The organism is Ectopseudomonas toyotomiensis, from assembly GCF_017167985.1.
GTDB lineage: Bacteria > Pseudomonadota > Gammaproteobacteria > Pseudomonadales > Pseudomonadaceae > Aquipseudomonas > Aquipseudomonas toyotomiensis.
Genome location: NZ_CP070505.1, coordinates 4137955 through 4151254 on the forward strand (window position 1 = coordinate 4137955; position 13300 = coordinate 4151254).

Here is a 13300-nt window from a genome sequence, read left to right on the forward strand (position 1 = left end):
GACCCGATGCGGGTTTAATGGGCGCCCTTCGAGGAATCAGGCGGCTTTTTGAAATGGCTTTGATCGTACAGAAGTTTGGGGGCACCTCCGTCGGCACCATCGAGCGTATCGCGCAGGTGGCCGACAAGGTGAAGAAGTTCCGCGACAACGGTGACGACATCGTCGTCGTGGTTTCCGCCATGAGCGGCGAAACCAACCGCCTGATCGATCTGGCCAAACAGATCACCGATGGTGAGCCGGTTGCGCGTGAGCTGGATGTCATGGTGTCCACCGGTGAGCAGGTGACCATTGCTCTGCTGGCCATGGCGCTGATCAAGCGCGGCGTGCCGGCGGTGTCCTACACTGGCAACCAGGTGCGTATCCTCACCGACAGCGCGCACAACAAGGCGCGCATTCTGCAGATCGATGACCAGAAGATTCGTACTGATCTCAAGGCCGGTCGCGTCGTCGTCGTCGCCGGCTTCCAGGGTGTCGACGAGCACGGCAACATCACCACCCTCGGTCGTGGCGGTTCCGACACCACCGGCGTGGCTCTGGCTGCGGCGCTGAAAGCCGACGAGTGCCAGATCTACACCGACGTCGATGGTGTCTACACCACCGACCCGCGTGTGGTGCCCAAGGCTCAGCGTCTGGAAAAGATCACCTTTGAAGAGATGCTGGAAATGGCCAGCCTCGGCTCCAAGGTGTTGCAGATTCGTTCGGTGGAGTTCGCCGGCAAGTACAACGTCCCGCTGCGCGTCCTGCACAGCTTTCAGGAGGGGCCGGGCACCCTCATTACCCTTGATGAAGAGGAATCCATGGAACAGCCGATCATTTCCGGCATCGCTTTCAACCGCGACGAAGCCAAGCTGACCATCCGTGGGGTACCGGATATCCCCGGCATCGCCTTCAAGATTCTCGGCCCGATCAGCGCCGCCAACATCGAAGTGGACATGATCGTGCAGAACGTCTCGCACGATAACACCACCGATTTCACCTTCACCGTGCACCGCAACGACTACAACAACGCCCTCGGCGTGCTGCAGAAGACTGCAGACGAGCTGGGCGCCCGTGAAGTGGTCGGCGACACCAATATCGCCAAGGTGTCCATCGTCGGTGTCGGTATGCGCTCCCATGCCGGTGTTGCCAGCCGTATGTTCGAAGCCCTGGCCAAGGAGACCATCAACATCCAGATGATCTCCACCTCCGAGATCAAGGTTTCCGTGGTGATCGAGGAGAAGTATCTGGAGCTGGCGGTACGCGCTCTGCATACCGCTTTCGAGCTGGATGCCCCGGCCCGACAGGGCGAGTGATTCAACTGATTTGAAAGGCGCGGCTGGTTCCGCGCCTTTCGTCTTTTTGACTGGCATGTGGGAACTTTCTTTCTGCGCGCGCTGGTCAATACTTGGGTGGAGGCTTTCAGGCTTGATTTAGCGGGAAGCCGGCACCATTTTCTTTTTGCAGACTGTTGTCCTGAGAAATGTAATCCGTTGAGGAGAAAGGAATGCTGATTCTGACTCGCCGGGTCGGAGAGACCCTGATGGTCGGTGATGATGTGACTGTCACCGTGTTGGGTGTGAAAGGTAACCAGGTGCGCATTGGTGTCAATGCGCCGAAAGAGGTTGCCGTACACCGTGAAGAAATCTACCAGCGCATCCAGAAAGAGAAGGGTGACGAACCAAGCCACTAATTTTTCTACAAATTTTTGTTTGCAAACGGGGAAAACATGTTTATCATGCGCCCCGTGTTGCGGAGAGGTGGCCGAGTGGCCGAAGGCGCTCCCCTGCTAAGGGAGTACACCTCAAAAGGGTGTCGGGGGTTCGAATCCCCCCTTCTCCGCCATTATTCAGCGAGCCGGGCGTAAGCCGGGCTGGCGAATCACCAGAGGTGATCTGGTATAAAAACACCAAACGGACTCATAGCTCAGCTGGATAGAGTACTCGGCTACGAACCGAGCGGTCGGAGGTTCGAATCCTCCTGAGTCCGCCATATTCAATGGCTTGCATCGCTGCAAGCCATTTTGTTTCAACCAGTGGTGATCTGGTCTAAAAGCGCCAAAGTTTGGACTCATAGCTCAGCTGGATAGAGTACTCGGCTACGAACCGAGCGGTCGGAGGTTCGAATCCTCCTGAGTCCGCCATATTCAATGGCGATGCAGCGATGCAGCGCCTTGCTTCAACCAGCGGTGATCTGGTCTAAAAGCGCCAAAGTGTGGACTCATAGCTCAGCTGGATAGAGTACTCGGCTACGAACCGAGCGGTCGGAGGTTCGAATCCTCCTGAGTCCGCCATACCCAAAGGGCCTGCAGCGATGCAGGCCCTTTTTCTTTGCGCATCATTTCTTCACGCAGCCGGCTTCGTCGAAGCTGACCTGCCGGCTGCTGCCGCCTTTGCGTTTTTCGCGGTAGTGATAGCGCTGCTGCCCATTGCTGCTCGTGATTCTGTCCGGCTTGCCCAGGCTGCTTTCCACGTCGGTTCTGCTCATGCCGCGGCGCACTTCCTTGCGGATGATTGCCTGGCGCCTCTCGCTACTGGTCAGCAGGTTGCCGCAGCCATCGTCCTGTTGACCGACGATGACCACCTCGCCACTGCTTGCCGAGGCAGCTGTCGTACGTCGGCCTGGGTCGGCCAGAGGGATTGGCTTGCCGCTGCTGGGCGTGTGGTTGCGCGCATCCTGCAGATGCTGCTGCTGATCGTCGGTGCAGCCGTGGCGGGTGAAGGTGATATGGCCGTCAGCGTCGACGCAGCGGAACACGCTGGCGGCCGAGCTGTCTGCAATAGGGTAGAGAAGCGCAGCGGCCAGTAGCGCTGCGACGTGCTGTCCTCGCATGAATCGTCCTCCGTGACGTTTGCCTGCTTCAGGTTAGACCGTTTTTTCGCGCTCGCCAGGGTGTCCTGGCGGGGAGCGCTGACGTCGCATAGCTAGGTTTTCATGCGAGATCGAAGTTTGTGATGCAAGCAGTTGTTCTTGCCGCGCTTTTGTCACGTACAAAGCTGTTTTGCGGTGTTATCATTCGCCGCGTCAGCCCCGCCGGGGCTTGTGGAATACCACCATGGACTTACCCAGTAGTTACTCAATACTCCCCTCGCACAATCGTGTAAGACCTGATTGATCCCCTCTGGCGTGCCCGCCAACTGGGGGTGGAGCGCGCTATGACTGAAGTAGAAGCCAAAAAGCCGCAAGAAAGCTTGCAGGATCGCCTGGCCCAGGTGATCGAACTGCTGCATCGGCACAAACTGGTCGAAGACCTGACTCATCGTCAGGAAGGCCAGCATCACGACCGGGTCGAGAACCTGGTGCATCGTCAGAATCTCGTCGAGCTGCAGCGCAAGCTCGAAGATCTGCACCCTGCTGACATCGCCCACATCCTCGAAGCCTTGCCGCTCGACGAGCGTCTGACCGTCTGGCAGCTGGTCAAGGCCGAGCGCGATGGCGACATCCTGCTGGAGGTCTCCGACGCGGTACGGGAAACCCTGATCGCCGACATGGACGATCATGAGATTCTCGCTGCGGCCAAGGACCTGGACGCCGACGAACTCGCCGACCTGGCGCCGGAACTGCCGCGCGACGTCGTTCATGAGCTGATGGAATCGCTCGACGCCCAGCAGCGCGAGCGTGTGCGTTCGGCCCTGTCCTACGAAGAGGATCAGGTCGGTGCGCTGATGGACTTCGAGATGGTCACCATCCGCGAAGACGTCAGCCTGGAAGTGGTTCTGCGTTACCTGCGCCGCCTGAAAGAGCTACCGGGCCATACCGACAAGCTGTTCGTGGTCGATTACGACGGCGTGCTCAAGGGCGTGCTGCCGATCAAGCGCCTGTTGGTCAACGACCCGGACAAGCAGGTCGGCGAAGTCATGGCCGACGATCCGGTGAGCTTCCACCCGGACGAGGACGGCTACGACGCCGCTCAGGCCTTCGAGCGTTACGACCTGATTTCCGCCCCGGTGGTGGACAAGAACGGCAAGCTGATTGGCCGTCTGACCATCGACGAGATGGTCGACCTGATTCGTGAGGAAAGCGAAAGCGAAGTGCTGAACATGGCCGGTCTGCGCGAGGAGGAAGACATCTTCGCCTCGGTGTGGAAGTCGGTTCGCAACCGCTGGGCCTGGCTGGCGATCAACCTGGTCACCGCATTCCTCGCTTCGCGTGTGATCGGCCTATTCGAAGGCTCGATCGAGAAGCTGGTGGCGCTGGCGGCGCTGATGCCCATCGTTGCCGGTATCGGCGGCAACTCGGGCAACCAGACCATCACCATGATCGTACGCGCCATGGCGCTGGATCAGGTCAGCACCGGCAATACCAAGCGTCTGGTACGCAAGGAGCTGGGTGTTTCCCTGATCAACGGCATTCTCTGGGGGGGCGTGATCGGCGCCGTCGCCTATGGGCTCTACGGCAGTTGGTCGCTGGGCGTGGTGATGACCGCGGCAATGACGCTGAACCTGTTGTTGGCGGCGCTGATGGGGGTGCTGATCCCCATGACCCTGGCACGCCTGGGGCGCGACCCGGCCATGGGGGCCAGCGTGATGATCACTGCCATGACCGACAGCGGCGGTTTCTTCATCTTCCTGGGGCTGGCGTCGATCTTCCTGCTGTAGGTCCCGTCAGTTCATCAGCTCGACCAGTCGCCAGGTATCGAGAAAGGCCGTGACCCGGGTGATCTGGCCGTTCTCCAGCTGCATGTGCCAGGAGTAACTGTTCTCGTAGCGACTGCCGTCCTTGGCGGTCGCCTGGCCATCCCAGTGCACGACCACGTAAGGCCCTTGCGCCACGATCTGGCGGACGGTGGGCACGATGGGCGTGGCCAGTTTGTCAGTGATGGGTTTGACTGCATCTTCCATGAACGCCTCTCGCGTGCGGTAAGTCCCGGAGTAGGGGCTGCTGCCGGCCACGACCCAGACGGCGTCATCGGCCAGCAACTGGAAGATGCCGCCCTGGCCTGCGCGCCAATCATCGAAGGCTTTCTGAATCAGGGCCTGATTGGCCGCGGTGTTGTCACTTGCCCAGGCTGGGAGGCAGAGGGATGCGCTCAGTAGCAATACGGCGATGATCTTGTGCATGTTCATGGGCATTTTTCCTTGGCTGATGAATAGCGTTATTCGTCTATTGGGTTGCTTTTGCGGCGCAGTACCATGCCGCCGTGGTAGAGCACGTCGTTGATGAATTCACCATCGGCGGTAAAGCCGGTGTCGTCGACGTAGTCGATGTGGTTGCCGGTGACGCGGTAGTTGCCCCGGTAGGCGCTTTCGCGATTGCCGCGTGCCTCGTCATAACGGCCGTTGGCCAATAGCTCATGGCGGACATGGCCGTCGTCCGTTACCCACATGCCTACGTAAGGATGCGGGTGCTCGGATTCCGCCATTGCCACGCCGGGTAGCAAGGCGCCGCTGATCAGCAGTACCGCGATGGTGTTCTTCGCTGACATGGTGGTCTCCATCAATGGGGGCTGGCGGTTGGGCGCACGATCAGTTCGCTGACGTCGACGTCGTCGGGCTGTTCGATTGCATAGGCCACGGCGCGGGCGATGGCGTCCGGGGTGATGGCGACGCGACGGAAAGCTTGCATCGCCTCGCGCGCGCTGGCGTCGGAGATGCTGTCGGCCAGTTCGGACTCGACCACGCCAGGGCAGATGGTGGTGACGCGAATGCGCTCGCTTTCCTGGCGCAGGCCGTCGGAAATCGCCCAGACGGCATATTTGGTGGCGCAGTAGACCGCTGCTGTCGGCGATACGGCGTGGGCGCCGATGGAGGCGATATTGATGACCTGGCCGCGTCCGCGTTCTTCCATGCCTGGCAGTACGGCGGCAATACCGTGCAGCACGCCCCTGATGTTGACGTCGATCATGCGATTCCACTCATCCACTTTCAGGGCATTGAGCGGCGACAGTGGCATGACCCCGGCGTTGTTGATGATAACGTCGACGGGGCCGTGCTGGGCTTCGGCATGCTCGACGAACGCCTGCATGTCGTGTAGCTGGCTGACGTCGAGGGCGCGGCAGGAGGCGTGTCGACCTTGTGCCTGCAGGTCTTCTACCAGTGCCTGCAGGCGCTCGATGCGCCGTGCACCGAGGGCTACGTGATGACCCAGGCTTGCCAGGTGTCTGGCGGTGGCTTCGCCGATGCCGCTGCTGGCGCCGGTGATGAGGATGACTTTGCTCATGTCGGTCTCCATTGCGTTATGGAGCGTCCATGCTAGGCAGGGGCCGGCCGGCTGCTAAGTCTCGTTACTCTTTCGATATTGCCTGTTTCTATTGAATGCTCCCTACAATGCCCAGGTATCGATAACGAGTCGAAAGCGGCGCATGAGCATGAGTCCTGAGAGCATCAAGCGGCGTATGGTCGAACTGATGCTGCGTCTGGCCCCCGAGGAGGGGTACACCGCGGCGCAGCTCGACGGGGTGACCTTCATGCGCTCCAATCGCTCGCTGCCTGTAACCCCGGCGCTGTATGAGCCGAGCATCGTGATCGTGATCCAGGGGCGCAAGAGTGGGCTGCACGACGGCAAACTGTATGTTTACGATGCGCAGCACTATCTGGTACTGGCGCTGCCCCTGCCGTTCTCCATCGAAACCGAGGCCAGTGCCGAAGAGCCCATGCTGGGGGTAGCGCTGCGGGTCGACCCGCTGTTGGTGGCCGAGCTGGTCATGGAGCTGGAAGAGCCCCAGCCAACTCAACCGGCAACGCTTTATTCCAGCCCTATGGATGCGCGCCTGAGTGACGCCACGTTGCGCCTGCTGGAGGCCCTGGCTGACCCTGAGGAGGTGCGCCTGCTCGGTCCATCGATTCTGCGTGAGATCGTCTTTCGCGTGCTGCAGGGTGAGCAGGGCAATGGCCTGCGCGCGACCCTGGCGCAGAACAGTCATTTCGGTCGTATCGCGCGCGTCCTGCAGCGGATTCACCGGGATTATCAGCAATCGCTCGATGTGCCTTCGCTGGCCGAAGTCGCCAGCATGAGCGTGCCGACCTTCCATGTGCATTTCAAAGCAATGACCAGCCGTTCACCGCTGCAGTACCTCAAGGCCATTCGCCTGCATCAGGCGCGCCTGCTGATGATCCGCAACGACATGAGTGCGCTCAGCGCTGCACAGCGCGTCGGGTATGAAAGCCCGTCGCAGTTCAATCGGGAGTTCAAGCGTCTGTTCGGGCGTACCCCTGGTGATGAGACACGTCACTTCAAGACCCTGCTGAGGCTGGCTCCCGCCGTTGATACCGCGGCTCGCTCGGCATCCTGAGGCTGCGCTCGCCAGGCCTGTCTGCTTCTTTGGTAGTGGGTGCTGATAGACCACTACATAAATAGCCCGTTCGGCCCTTTTGGCGTTTGCTTCAAACGCTTGTTTCACGCTAAGGTTCGCCAGCTTTGCCCAGGTACTGACTCTGGGCGCTCCTAATCAATAATGAACGCAGCCGCTTAGCTGCTGGCCAAAGGAGCCAAGATGACCCCCAGTGAACTGCTGCTCGAGGGTGTCGAACTCATGCTGTTCGGCATGGGCTTCGTATTTGTCTTTCTGGTGTTGCTGGTGGGTGTGGTCAGTCTGATGTCACGTCTGATCGCGACCTTCGCTCCGCCCGCGCCGACCCCGGCCATTTCTTCTCCAGCGCCTAGTGTCAAGTCGGCCAGCCATGGGCCAGATGCAGAGACACTGGCCGCCATCCAATCCGCTATTGCCCAGCACCGCGCACGCCGCGGTTGATCAGGTTCAGAGGGAGCACCTGTATGACTGCCGTAAAACAAGCACTCGGAATCACCGATGTGGTGCTGCGTGATGCGCATCAGTCGATCCTGGCGACGCGTGTTCGTCTCGAAGACATGCTGCCGATTGCGCCCAAGCTCGATCAGGTCGGCTTCTGGTCGGTGGAGTCCTGGGGCGGCGCGACCTTCGATGCCTGCATTCGTTACCTCGGCGAAGACCCCTGGGAGCGCATCCGCGAACTGAAGAAGGCCATGCCCAACACCCGTCAGCAGATGCTGCTGCGTGGGCAGAACCTGCTCGGCTACCGCCACTACGCCGACGATGTGGTGGAGAAGTTCGTCGAGCGCGCGGCGGTCAACGGCGTCGATGTATTCCGCGTGTTCGATGCGATGAACGACCCGCGCAACCTGGAGACCGCACTCAAGGCCGTGAAGAAGCAGGGCAAGCATGCCCAGGGCACCATCTCCTATACCACCAGCCCGGTGCACACCTTGGACATGTGGGTCGATCTGGCCAAGCAGATCGAAGACATGGGCGCCGATTCGGTGGCCATCAAGGACATGGCGGGTATCCTTACCCCGTACACCGCCCTCGAGCTGGTGTCGCGCCTGAAGGCCAACCTGGCAATTCCGATTCACATGCAGTGCCACGCTACGGCGGGGCTGTCGTCGGTGGCCATTCTCAAGGCAGTGGAAGCCGGTATCGACAACGTCGACACCGCGATTTCCTCGCTGTCGATGACCTATGGTCATTCGCCGACCGAGTCGGTGGTGGCCATGTTCCAGGGCACCGAGCGTGACACCGGGCTCAACCTCGAGCTGCTCGAAGAAATCGCCGCGTACTTCCGCGAGGTGCGCAAGAAGTACGCGAAGTTCGAGGGCAACCTCAAGGGTGTCGATTCACGCATCCTGGTCGCCCAGGTGCCAGGCGGCATGCTCACCAACATGGAAAGCCAGCTCAAAGAGCAGGGCGCCCAGGACAAGTTCGACCAGGTGCTGGCCGAGATTCCGCGCGTGCGCGAAGACTTGGGTTTCATCCCGCTGGTGACCCCCACTTCGCAGATCGTCGGCACTCAGGCGGTGATCAATGTGCTCACTGGTGAGCGCTACAAGTCCATCACCAAGGAAACCGCTGGCGTGCTCAAGGGCGAGTACGGCGCCGCCCCCGCGCCGTTCAACGCCGAGCTGCAGGCCCGTGTACTCGAGGGCAGAGAGGCCATTACCTGCCGCCCGGCCGACCTGCTCGAGGCCGAAATGGACAAGCTGACCGCCGAGCTCAAGGGCATCGCCCGGGAGAAAGGCATCAAGCTGGCCGCCGACGAGATCGACGACGTGCTGACTTACGCGTTGTTCCCGCAGATCGGCCTGAAATTTCTGAAAAACCGCGGCAACCCGGCGGCCTTCGAGCCGGCACCGACCGGCAAGGAAACTCCGGCTCGCGAGGCCGGCAAGCCCGAGGTCTACACCGTCGAAGTCAATGGCAAATCCTTCGTCGTGCAGGTGAACGAGGGCGGCGATATCGAAGGCATCAAGCCTGTCGGTGGTACAGCGAGCGCCGCACCGGCGGCGGCTCCGGCCGCAGTCGGCGGCGGCGAGCCGCAAGCCGCGCCGCTGGCCGGCAATATCTTCAAGGTGTTGGTGCAGCCGGGCCAGGCCGTGGAGGAGGGGCAACTGGTGATCATCCTCGAAGCGATGAAGATGGAAACCGAGATCCGCGCCTTCAAGGCCGGTACCGTCGGTGCGGTCAACGTCAAGGTCGGCGATGCAGTGGCAGTGGGCGCAAGCCTGCTGACCATCGGCTGAGGGGCGCGTCATGGAAAAGCTCCTCAAGCTCTGGCAGAGCACCGGTCTGTACCATCTGGAGCCCGGTCAGGCGTTCATGATCGCGGTGTGCCTGTTGCTGATCTACCTGGCCATCAAGAAAGGCTTCGAGCCCCTGTTGCTGGTACCCATCGGCTTCGGTGGCCTGCTGTCGAATATCCCGGTGGCCAACATGGCCGAAGGCGCGGGCTTCCTGCATCTGATCTATGAAGTGGGCCTGCCGACCAGTATCTTCCCGCTGCTGATCTTCCTCGGCGTCGGCGCCATGACCGACTTCGGTCCGATGCTGGCCAATCCGAAGACGCTGCTGCTTGGCGCCGCCGCGCAGTTCGGCATCTTCGGCACCTTGCTCGGCGCACTGGCGATCACCGCGCTGGGCATTCCCGGCATGGAGTTCACCCTCAAGGAGGCGGCGTCCATCGCCATCATTGGCGGGGCAGACGGGCCGACCTCGATCTTCGTCACCTCCAAGCTGGCGCCTGATCTGCTCGGCCCCATTGCCGTGGCGGCCTATGCCTACATGGCGCTGGTACCGCTGCTGCAGCCGCCGATCATGCGCGCGCTGACCACCAAGGAAGAGCGCGCCATCGTCATGCAGCAACTGCGTCCGGTGGGGCAGACCGAGAAGATCATCTTCCCTATCGTGCTGTGCATTCTGATCGGTATGCTGCTGCCTGACGCCGCGCCGTTGATCGGCATGTTCGCCCTCGGCAATCTGCTGCGCGAGGCCGGTGTGGTCGAGCGTCTGGCCGATACCTCGCGCAACGCGCTGATCAATATCGTCACCATCTTCCTCGGCCTGACCGTGGGTTCGAAGCTGTCGGCCGAGGCCTTCCTGCAACTCAAGACCCTGGGCATTCTCATGCTGGGCATGGTGGCGTTTTGCGCGGGCACCGCGGCCGGTGTGCTGATGGCCAAGCTGATGAATGTGTTCAGCACGCACAAGGTCAATCCGCTGATCGGTTCGGCTGGCGTGTCGGCAGTGCCGATGGCGGCTCGGGTATCGAACAAGGTCGGCCTGGAGGCCAATCCGCAGAACTTCCTGCTGATGCATGCCATGGGGCCGAACGTGGCCGGGGTGATCGGCTCGGCCGTGGCGGCGGGGGTGTTGCTCAGTTTCGTTGGCTGATTGGCGCGGAGTTCGCTCCGCGTCTTTTCGTTGCCCATAAAAAAACCGGCTCAAGGCCGGTTTTTTTATGGGCTCGCCTCAGGCTTCTTCGGCGGCCATTTCCACGTCATGGGCAATCAGAGCGACCAGCGCGTTCTGCTGGCGGCGCGACAACTGACGAAAACGCTGCAGCAATTCACGCTCATGGAGGCTCAGTTCGGGGCTGTCGAGACGCAGGCTGAGATCGTCATCCAGCGCACCTTCCTGAAGCATGCTTTGCTCCAGACGGGCGATGATTTCCGAATTCATGCTGCGATGATGGTTGCGTGCTACGTCAGCGATACGCTCACGCATGCCATCTGGCAAGCGAACGACAAATTTGTCAGCCGTGCGGCTGGAATAAATAGCCTGTTTCATAGGGCGCATACATTACCGGTTAGTTCAGGGAGCGATACTGGTAGTCAGTGTCGAGATTGTCACCGGTTTGACCGTGTTTCGCACTAGCCGTTCAACCGGTATCGCGTTCTGCGTCACTATGACCCGAGGGTCATCTGAACAGTTCCTTGACGCCAAATACGTGTCGGATTGTGATTCAGGTGGCGGCTTTATGCCAGCACCGATTGTCTGAAATGCGTGGTATTCGGCAGAACTCATCTTGATGCGTCGCTCGAGCATAAAAGTTTCAAGTTTCGGTCACTCAATCGTCATCTCCGGTTCACCGGGCTGACACAGCTTGCGCCTACCTTGGTCTACACCAGAAGGCGCGAGTTAGCTGCCTTCGTATCGACAATGATAGTAGAGGGCCAGCCCATGCGCGCAGCGATTCGAGTCGACCGTCTGAACAAGAGCTTCGGTCGCAAACAGGCGTTGTTCGACCTGGCGCTGTCGGTACAGCCAGGTGAAATGGTGGCCTTGATCGGTGCTTCGGGGTCGGGCAAGTCGACCCTGCTGCGCCATCTCGCCGGCTTGGCGCGCGGCGATGCCGGCAGTATCGAAGTGCTCGGTCGCCAGGTCCAGGCCGACGGTCGCCTCAACGGTGACGTGCGCCGTCAGCGCGCCGATATCGGCTACATCTTCCAGCAGTTCAATCTGGTCGGCCGCCTCAGTGTGATGCAGAACGTGTTGCTCGGCGGTCTCGGGCGCATGCCGCGCTGGCGTGGCAGCCTCAGCCTGTTCAATGCCGATGAAAAACAGCGTGCCATGCAGGCGCTGGAGCGGGTCGGTCTGGCCGAGTTCGCCGCGCAGCGTGCTTCGACCCTCTCCGGGGGGCAGCAGCAACGCGTGGCCATCGCTCGCGCGCTGTGCCAGCAGGCCGAGGTGATTCTCGCCGACGAGCCGATCGCCTCGCTCGACCCGGAGTCGGCACGCAAGGTGATGGAGATTCTTGCCGACATCAACCGCCGCGACGGCAAGACGGTGGTGGTGACGCTGCATCAGGTCGACTACGCGGTGCGCTATTGCCAGCGCGCGGTGGCGCTCAAGGGCGGGCGCATTCATTTCGACGGACCCACCGACAGCTTCAACCCCGATTTCCTCAATGACCTCTACGGCGGCGATCTCGATATCAGCCTGCTGCTGCCGCAAGGGCAGCGCCCACGGGCCGTAGAGCGTCCGCTGACGTTGGCCAAGGCCTGACGTCGCCTTTCTCATTCGAAACAACAACGCCAACCCGCAACAGGAGTGTGCTCCATGTTCAAACGCATCGGCCAGGTGCTGGCTGCCTCGGCGCTCGTCACCGGTTCCCTGCTGGGCTCGGTCCAGGCCGCCGAGGAACTCAACTTCGGCATCATCTCCACCGAGTCCTCGCAGAACCTCAAGGCCATGTGGGACCCCTTCCTGGCTGACATGAGCAAGCAGACCGGGGTGAAGATCAACGCCTTCTTCGCCCCGGACTATGCCGGGATCATCCAGGGCATGCGCTTCGACAAGGTCGACGTGGCCTGGTACGGCAACAAGTCGGCGATGGAAGCGGTGGACCGCGCCGGCGGCGAGATCTTCGCCCAGACCGTGGCGGCTAACGGCGCACAGGGCTACTACAGCCTGCTGGTGGCGCACAAGGACAGCCCGATCAATTCGGTCGAGGACATGCTCAAGAACGCCAAGAGCCTGACCTTCGCCAACGGCGACCCCAACTCCACTTCCGGTTACCTGGTGCCCGGCTACTACGTGTTCGCCCAGAACAACGCCGACGCCGGCAAGATCTTCAAGCGCTCGCTCAACGGCAGCCACGAGGTCAACGCCTTGTCGGTGGCCAACAAGCAGGTCGATGTCGGCACCTTCAACAGCGAGGGCATGGAGCGTCTGGAGGTGACCGCGCCGGACAAGGCCGCGCAGCTCAAGGTGATCTGGACCTCGCCGCTGATCCCGTCCGACCCCATCGTCTGGCGCAAGAACCTACCGCAGGAAACCCGCGACAAGCTGCGCGACTTCTTCATGACCTACGGTGCCAAGCCGGAGGAGAAGAAGGTGCTCGAAGGCCTGCAGTGGGGCCAGTTCAAGGCTTCCGACAACGATCAGCTGCTGCCGATTCGTCAGCTCGAGCTGTTCAAGAAACGCACCGAAGTGGCCAACAACGACAAGCTCAAGGACTCCGACAAGCAGGCTCAGCTCAAGGAGCTGGACGCCGAGCTGGCCAAGCTGGAGCAGCGTATGGCCGAGCGTGAGAAGCAGGGCGGCGCCAGCGCCGGTTGATCCTGGCAGCCCCTC

General features: G+C 61.2%; 14 protein-coding genes and 4 tRNA genes. 13 read left to right on the forward strand and 5 right to left on the reverse strand.

The features are described from left to right. Window positions 1-53 precede the first annotated feature (53 nt). The 6 genes from JWV26_RS19180 (at window position 54) to JWV26_RS19205 (ending at window position 2269) form a co-directional block, all read left to right on the forward strand. Window positions 54-1292: an aspartate kinase gene (locus JWV26_RS19180; RefSeq protein ID WP_072424555.1), complete on the forward strand. Its 1239-nt coding sequence runs from the start codon at window positions 54-56 to the stop codon at window positions 1290-1292. A 191-nt stretch (window positions 1293-1483) separates the two neighbouring features. Further along, complete coding sequence (csrA, locus tag JWV26_RS19185; protein ID WP_003244478.1) at window positions 1484-1669, forward strand: carbon storage regulator CsrA; 186 nt, start codon at window positions 1484-1486, stop codon at window positions 1667-1669. 61 nt (window positions 1670-1730) lie between these two features. Then, window positions 1731-1821, forward strand: a tRNA-Ser gene (locus JWV26_RS19190). Window positions 1822-1891: 70 nt separating this feature from the next. After that, window positions 1892-1968, forward strand: a tRNA-Arg gene (locus JWV26_RS19195). Between the two features lie 74 nt (window positions 1969-2042). After that, window positions 2043-2119: transfer RNA gene (locus tag JWV26_RS19200), tRNA-Arg, on the forward strand. 73 nt (window positions 2120-2192) lie between these two features. Further along, window positions 2193-2269: transfer RNA gene (locus JWV26_RS19205), tRNA-Arg, on the forward strand. 44 nt (window positions 2270-2313) lie between these two features. Here the strand turns inward: JWV26_RS19205 and JWV26_RS19210 are convergent. Then, window positions 2314-2808 (reverse strand): DUF4124 domain-containing protein, encoded by a 495-nt coding sequence (locus tag JWV26_RS19210; protein WP_206417584.1) that lies wholly within the window; start codon window positions 2806-2808, stop codon window positions 2314-2316. Between the two features lie 323 nt (window positions 2809-3131). Between JWV26_RS19210 and mgtE the strand changes: the two genes are divergently transcribed. Continuing rightward, complete coding sequence (mgtE, locus tag JWV26_RS19215) at window positions 3132-4574, forward strand: magnesium transporter (RefSeq protein ID WP_074914065.1); 1443 nt, start codon at window positions 3132-3134, stop codon at window positions 4572-4574. A gap of 6 nt (window positions 4575-4580) precedes the next feature. On the opposite strand, the gene JWV26_RS19220 is transcribed toward mgtE, so the two are convergent. Genes JWV26_RS19220 through JWV26_RS19230 form a run of 3 tightly spaced genes read right to left on the reverse strand, consistent with a single transcriptional unit; the run spans window position 4581 to window position 6135 of the window. Continuing rightward, window positions 4581-5042: a nuclear transport factor 2 family protein gene (locus tag JWV26_RS19220; protein ID WP_072424558.1), complete on the reverse strand. Its 462-nt coding sequence runs from the start codon at window positions 5040-5042 to the stop codon at window positions 4581-4583. A 29-nt stretch (window positions 5043-5071) separates the two neighbouring features. Then, on the reverse strand, window positions 5072-5401 hold the full coding sequence (locus JWV26_RS19225) for an Atu4866 domain-containing protein (RefSeq protein ID WP_241201232.1): 330 nt from the start codon (window positions 5399-5401) through the stop codon (window positions 5072-5074). An 11-nt stretch (window positions 5402-5412) separates the two neighbouring features. Next, window positions 5413-6135, reverse strand: coding sequence for an SDR family oxidoreductase (locus JWV26_RS19230; RefSeq protein ID WP_206417585.1), 723 nt, complete (start codon window positions 6133-6135; stop codon window positions 5413-5415). Between the two features lie 175 nt (window positions 6136-6310). Between JWV26_RS19230 and JWV26_RS19235 the strand changes: the two genes are divergently transcribed. From JWV26_RS19235 to JWV26_RS19250, 4 genes are all read left to right on the forward strand, one after another. Then, complete coding sequence (locus JWV26_RS19235) at window positions 6311-7207, forward strand: AraC family transcriptional regulator (RefSeq protein ID WP_072424804.1); 897 nt, start codon at window positions 6311-6313, stop codon at window positions 7205-7207. Between the two features lie 201 nt (window positions 7208-7408). Further along, window positions 7409-7666, forward strand: a complete 258-nt coding sequence (locus tag JWV26_RS19240; RefSeq protein ID WP_074914070.1) for an OadG family protein — start codon at window positions 7409-7411, stop codon at window positions 7664-7666. Window positions 7667-7689: 23 nt separating this feature from the next. Continuing rightward, window positions 7690-9468: a sodium-extruding oxaloacetate decarboxylase subunit alpha gene (gene oadA, locus JWV26_RS19245; protein WP_206417586.1), complete on the forward strand. Its 1779-nt coding sequence runs from the start codon at window positions 7690-7692 to the stop codon at window positions 9466-9468. Between the two features lie 10 nt (window positions 9469-9478). Next, complete coding sequence (locus tag JWV26_RS19250) at window positions 9479-10615, forward strand: sodium ion-translocating decarboxylase subunit beta (RefSeq protein ID WP_074914077.1); 1137 nt, start codon at window positions 9479-9481, stop codon at window positions 10613-10615. Between the two features lie 78 nt (window positions 10616-10693). Here the strand turns inward: JWV26_RS19250 and JWV26_RS19255 are convergent, their stop codons facing one another. Then, a complete protein-coding gene (locus JWV26_RS19255) occupies window positions 10694-11020 on the reverse strand; it encodes an Arc family DNA-binding protein (protein WP_003461866.1) in 327 nt (108 codons plus the stop codon). Between the two features lie 384 nt (window positions 11021-11404). Here JWV26_RS19255 and phnC point away from each other — a divergent pair, with 384 nt between their 5' ends. Beyond that, complete coding sequence (gene phnC / locus JWV26_RS19260) at window positions 11405-12229, forward strand: phosphonate ABC transporter ATP-binding protein (RefSeq protein ID WP_072424563.1); 825 nt, start codon at window positions 11405-11407, stop codon at window positions 12227-12229. Window positions 12230-12283: 54 nt separating this feature from the next. Beyond that, window positions 12284-13285 (forward strand): phosphonate ABC transporter substrate-binding protein, encoded by a 1002-nt coding sequence (gene phnD / locus JWV26_RS19265; protein WP_074914079.1) that lies wholly within the window; start codon window positions 12284-12286, stop codon window positions 13283-13285. The last annotated feature ends 15 nt before the right edge of the window (window positions 13286-13300 follow it).

What these genes read in the sequence shown, in the direction of transcription:
- JWV26_RS19180 (WP_072424555.1), top strand. Translation starts at nt 54, where the DNA reads ATGGCTTTGATCGTACAGAAGTTTGGGGGCACCTCCGTCGGCACCATC.
- csrA (WP_003244478.1), top strand. Translation starts at nt 1,484, where the DNA reads ATGCTGATTCTGACTCGCCGGGTCGGAGAGACCCTGATGGTCGGTGAT.
- JWV26_RS19210 (WP_206417584.1), bottom strand. Translation starts at nt 2,808, where the DNA reads ATGCGAGGACAGCACGTCGCAGCGCTACTGGCCGCTGCGCTTCTCTAC.
- mgtE (WP_074914065.1), top strand. Translation starts at nt 3,132, where the DNA reads ATGACTGAAGTAGAAGCCAAAAAGCCGCAAGAAAGCTTGCAGGATCGC.
- JWV26_RS19220 (WP_072424558.1), bottom strand. Translation starts at nt 5,042, where the DNA reads ATGAACATGCACAAGATCATCGCCGTATTGCTACTGAGCGCATCCCTC.
- JWV26_RS19225 (WP_241201232.1), bottom strand. Translation starts at nt 5,401, where the DNA reads ATGTCAGCGAAGAACACCATCGCGGTACTGCTGATCAGCGGCGCCTTG.
- JWV26_RS19230 (WP_206417585.1), bottom strand. Translation starts at nt 6,135, where the DNA reads ATGAGCAAAGTCATCCTCATCACCGGCGCCAGCAGCGGCATCGGCGAA.
- JWV26_RS19235 (WP_072424804.1), top strand. Translation starts at nt 6,311, where the DNA reads ATGGTCGAACTGATGCTGCGTCTGGCCCCCGAGGAGGGGTACACCGCG.
- JWV26_RS19240 (WP_074914070.1), top strand. Translation starts at nt 7,409, where the DNA reads ATGACCCCCAGTGAACTGCTGCTCGAGGGTGTCGAACTCATGCTGTTC.
- oadA (WP_206417586.1), top strand. Translation starts at nt 7,690, where the DNA reads ATGACTGCCGTAAAACAAGCACTCGGAATCACCGATGTGGTGCTGCGT.
- JWV26_RS19250 (WP_074914077.1), top strand. Translation starts at nt 9,479, where the DNA reads ATGGAAAAGCTCCTCAAGCTCTGGCAGAGCACCGGTCTGTACCATCTG.
- JWV26_RS19255 (WP_003461866.1), bottom strand. Translation starts at nt 11,020, where the DNA reads ATGCGCCCTATGAAACAGGCTATTTATTCCAGCCGCACGGCTGACAAA.
- phnC (WP_072424563.1), top strand. Translation starts at nt 11,405, where the DNA reads ATGCGCGCAGCGATTCGAGTCGACCGTCTGAACAAGAGCTTCGGTCGC.
- phnD (WP_074914079.1), top strand. Translation starts at nt 12,284, where the DNA reads ATGTTCAAACGCATCGGCCAGGTGCTGGCTGCCTCGGCGCTCGTCACC.